Source organism: Pseudomonas sp. RGM2987 (genome assembly GCF_022952855.1).
Taxonomy (GTDB): domain Bacteria; phylum Pseudomonadota; class Gammaproteobacteria; order Pseudomonadales; family Pseudomonadaceae; genus Aquipseudomonas.
The window spans coordinates 1-4,113 of the sequence record NZ_JALJDX010000054.1 but is presented as its reverse complement, the minus strand read 5'-3'; the positions used below and the strand labels follow the sequence as shown (position 1 = coordinate 4,113).

The 4,113-nt window shown below is 62.8% G+C and carries 3 protein-coding genes; 2 read left to right on the top strand and 1 reads right to left on the bottom strand.

Going from position 1 to position 4,113, the window contains the following annotated elements:
- Positions 1-77: 77 nt before the first annotated feature.
- Positions 78-1,079: a type I glyceraldehyde-3-phosphate dehydrogenase gene (gap, locus tag RGM2987_RS00425; protein ID WP_245138146.1), complete on the bottom strand. Its 1,002-nt coding sequence runs from the start codon at positions 1,077-1,079 to the stop codon at positions 78-80.
- A 218-nt stretch (positions 1,080-1,297) separates the two neighbouring features.
- Between gap and edd the strand changes: the two genes are divergently transcribed.
- Together edd and RGM2987_RS00415 are read left to right on the top strand one after the other, a co-directional pair.
- Positions 1,298-3,124 carry a phosphogluconate dehydratase gene (gene edd / locus RGM2987_RS00420; RefSeq protein WP_245138145.1) on the top strand — a complete coding sequence of 609 codons (1,827 nt, stop codon included), beginning with the start codon at positions 1,298-1,300 and terminating at the stop codon, positions 3,122-3,124.
- Positions 3,121-4,080 carry a glucokinase gene (locus RGM2987_RS00415; RefSeq protein WP_245138144.1) on the top strand — a complete coding sequence of 320 codons (960 nt, stop codon included), beginning with the start codon at positions 3,121-3,123 and terminating at the stop codon, positions 4,078-4,080. The genes edd and RGM2987_RS00415 overlap by 4 nt, the downstream gene beginning before the upstream one ends.
- Positions 4,081-4,113: the final 33 nt, after the last annotated feature.

The following is a 4,113-nucleotide window of genomic DNA, read 5'->3' as shown; positions in this document are numbered from 1 at the left end:
CAGTGGATGGAAACGTTGACTGACACACCGCTTTCGCGAGCAAGCCCGCTCCCACAGAAAGCTCAGTGCTCCTGCGGTCACTCGGCGTTACACAACGCCAGGCAGTTATCCAGCATGCGGTTGGAGAAGCCCCACTCGTTGTCATACCAGGCCAGTACCTTGAGCAGCTTGCCGCTGGACTTGGTGTGGTTGGCGTCGAAGATCGACGACAGCGGGTTGTGGTTGAAGTCGCTGGAGACCAGCGGCAGGGTGTTGTAGCCGAGGATCTTCGAGTGCTGGCTGGCCTGGCGCAGCAGTTCGTTGACCTCTTCGGCCGACGCCTCGCGCTTGAGCTGCACGGTAAGGTCGACTAGCGACACGTTGATCACCGGCACGCGCACGGCCATGCCGGTCAGCTTGCCCGCCAGTTCCGGCAGCACCAGGCCGACCGCTTCGGCAGCGCCGGTCTTGCTCGGGATCATGTTCTGGGTGGCCGAACGGGCGCGGTACGGGTCGGTGTGATAGACGTCGGTCAGGTTCTGGTCGTTGGTGTAGGCGTGGATGGTGGTCATCAGGCCGCTCTCGATGCCCAGCTCGCGGTGCAGCACCTGGGCCACCGGGGCCAGGCAGTTGGTGGTGCACGAGGCGTTGGAAATGATCTGGTGGGACTGGCGCAGGATGTCGTGGTTCACGCCATACACCACGGTGGCGTCGGCGCCCTTGGCCGGGGCCGAGATGATGACTTTGCGGGCGCCGGCACTGATATGCGCGGCGGCCTTGGCCCGGTCGGTGAACAGGCCGGTGCATTCGAATACCACGTCGATCTTTTCCGCGGCCCATGGCAGCTCGGCCGGATTGCGAATGGCGCTGACCGAAATGCGGTCGCCATTGACCGTCAGGCTTTCATGATCGTGCTGCACGTCGGCATCAAACGTGCCGTGGACGGTGTCGTATTTGAGCAGATGAGCATTGATTGCGCTGTCACCCAGGTCGTTGATGGCGACGATCTGCAAGTCGCGACGATAGCCTTGGGTATACAGTGCGCGGAGGACGTTGCGGCCGATGCGGCCAAAACCATTGATTGCGATTCGAAGAGTCATTAACTGCGCCGCCGTCGATTTGTTGTTGGAATTACAAGATTATTCGCATAAAAATAGAAAACAAGCCTTTTTAGTGGCAATATTTTGTTTTATCTACAACGAGTGACCTGAATCAACTGGTCCGATTGGTCAAAAGCCGTCCGTCGCCTGACGCGCCGGGGGCTTTTGACCAGCATAGACAATCAGGTCGCCACACCCGTTAGCCTGGAGTTCTACACATGCATCCCCGCGTACTTGAGGTCACCGAACGGCTTATCGCCCGCAGCCGCGCCACGCGTCAGGCTTACCTTGCATTGATCCGCGGTGCAGCCAGCGACGGGCCGATGCGCGGCAAATTGCAATGCGCCAACTTCGCCCACGGCGTGGCCGGTTGCGGCACGGAAGACAAGCACCACTTGCGGATGATGAACGCCGCGAACATCGCCATCGTGTCGTCCTATAACGACATGCTGTCCGCGCATCAGCCCTACGAAACCTTCCCGGAACAGATCAAGAAAGCCCTGCGCGAGATCGGTTCGGTCGGCCAGTTCGCCGGGGGCACACCGGCGATGTGCGACGGCGTGACCCAGGGCGAGGCGGGGATGGAGCTGAGCCTGCCGAGCCGCGAAGTGATCGCGATGTCCACGGCGGTGGCGCTGTCGCACAACATGTTCGACGGCGCGCTGATGCTCGGCATCTGCGACAAAATTGTCCCGGGCCTGATGATGGGCGCGCTGCGCTTCGGTCACCTGCCGACGATCTTTGTACCTGGCGGGCCGATGGTCTCGGGTATTTCCAACAAGGAAAAAGCCGACGTGCGCCAGCGCTATGCCGAAGGCAAGGCCACCCGTGAAGAGCTGCTGGAATCGGAGATGAAGTCCTACCACAGCCCGGGCACCTGCACCTTCTACGGCACCGCCAACACCAACCAGTTGCTGATGGAAGTGATGGGCCTGCACTTGCCGGGCGCCTCGTTCGTCAACCCGAACACGCCGCTGCGTGACGCCCTGACCCGCGAAGCGGCGTTCCAGGTCACGCGCATGACCAAGCAGAGCGGCAACTTCATGCCCATCGGCGAAATTGTCGACGAGCGTGCGTTGGTCAATTCCATCGTCGCCCTGCACGCCACCGGCGGCTCGACCAACCACACGTTGCACATGCCGGCCATCGCCATGGCGGCCGGTATCCAGTTGACCTGGCAGGACATGGCCGACCTCTCCGAGGTAGTGCCGACCCTGAGCCACGTCTACCCGAACGGCAAGGCCGATATCAACCACTTCCAGGCGGCGGGCGGCATGTCGTTCCTGATCCGCGAACTGCTGGAAGCCGGCCTGCTCCACGAAAACGTCAACACCGTGCTCGGTCACGGCCTGAGCCGCTACACCCAGGAGCCGTTCCTGGAGGATGGCAAGCTGGTGTGGCGCGACGGCCCGATCGAAAGCCTCGACGAAAACATCCTGCGCCCGGTGGCTCGGGCGTTTTCCCTGGAAGGCGGATTGCGGGTGATGGAAGGCAACCTGGGGCGCGGCGTAATGAAAGTCTCGGCGGTGGCTTTGGAAAACCAGATCGTCGAAGCCCCGGCCATGGTGTTCCAGGACCAGCAGGACCTGGCGGACGCCTTCAAGGCTGGCCTGCTGGAGAAGGATTTCGTCGCGGTGATGCGCTTCCAGGGGCCGCGCTCCAACGGTATGCCTGAGCTGCACAAGATGACGCCGTTCCTCGGTTCGTTGCAGGATCGCGGTTTCAAAGTGGCGCTGGTGACCGACGGGCGCATGTCCGGGGCGTCGGGGAAAATCCCGGCGGCCATCCACGTCAGCCCCGAAGCGTATGTCGGTGGTGCGTTGGCCCGGGTGCAGGAGGGCGATATCATCCGCGTCGATGGCGTCAAAGGCACCCTGGAACTGAAGGTGGACGCCGAGGAATTCGCCGCGCGCGAGCCGGCCAAGGGCCTGTTGGGCAACAACATCGGCACCGGTCGCGAGCTGTTCGGCTTCATGCGCATGGCGTTCAGCTCGGCAGAGCAGGGCGCCAGCGCCTTCACTTCTGCCCTGGAGACGCTTAATTGAAACTGGCTTTGGTCGGTGACATCGGTGGGACCAACGCACGCTTCGCGTTGTGGAAGAACCACAACCTGGAAAACATCCAGGTGCTGGCGACGGCGGATTACGCCTGCCCCGAAGATGCCATCAAGGTGTACCTGAGCGGCATGGGCATGGGGCCGGGCGCCATCGGTTCGGTATGCCTGTCGGTGGCCGGCCCGGTGGGCGGCGATGTGTTTCGCTTCACCAACAACCACTGGCGCCTGAGCAACCTGGCGTTCTGCGAGACTTTGCAGGTGGAGAAGTTGCTACTGGTCAACGACTTCTCGGCGATGGCCCTGGGCATGACCCGTCTGCGTCCCGATGAATATCGGGTCGTGTGCGAGGGCACTCCGGAACCGATGCGCCCCGCGGTGGTGATCGGCCCCGGCACCGGGCTCGGTGTCGGCACGTTGCTGGACCTTGGCGAAGGCCGCTTTGCGGCGTTGCCGGGGGAAGGCGGGCATGTCGACCTGCCGATGAGCAGCCCGCGTGAAACCCAGCTCTGGCAACACATCTACAACGAGATCGGTCACGTCAGCGCCGAGACCGCCTTGAGCGGCAGCGGCCTGCCGCGGGTGTACCGGGCGATTTGCGCGGTGGACGGCCATGAGCCGGTGCTCGACACCCCGGAATCGATCACCGCTGCTGGTCTTGCCGGCGACCCGATCGCCCTGGAAGTGCTCGAACAGTTCTGCCGCTGGCTGGGCCGCGTGGCCGGCAACAACGTGCTGACGGTGGGCGGACGCGGCGGGGTCTATATCGTCGGCGGAGTGGTTCCGCGGTTTGCCGATTTCTTCCTCGAAAGCGGTTTCGCCCGGTGCTTTGCCGACAAAGGCTGCATGAGTGATTACTTCAAGGGCATTCCCGTGTGGCTGGTCACTGCGCCGTACTCTGGCCTGATGGGCGCAGGTGTGGCACTGGAGCAGTCGGCAGAAGTTTAAGATTTGAAATGCAATCCCCTGTGGGAGCGGGGG

Coding starts and splice junctions, on each gene's coding strand:
- gap (WP_245138146.1), bottom strand. CDS start 1,079: ATGACTCTTCGAATCGCAATCAATGGTTTTGGCCGCATCGGCCGCAAC.
- edd (WP_245138145.1), top strand. CDS start 1,298: ATGCATCCCCGCGTACTTGAGGTCACCGAACGGCTTATCGCCCGCAGC.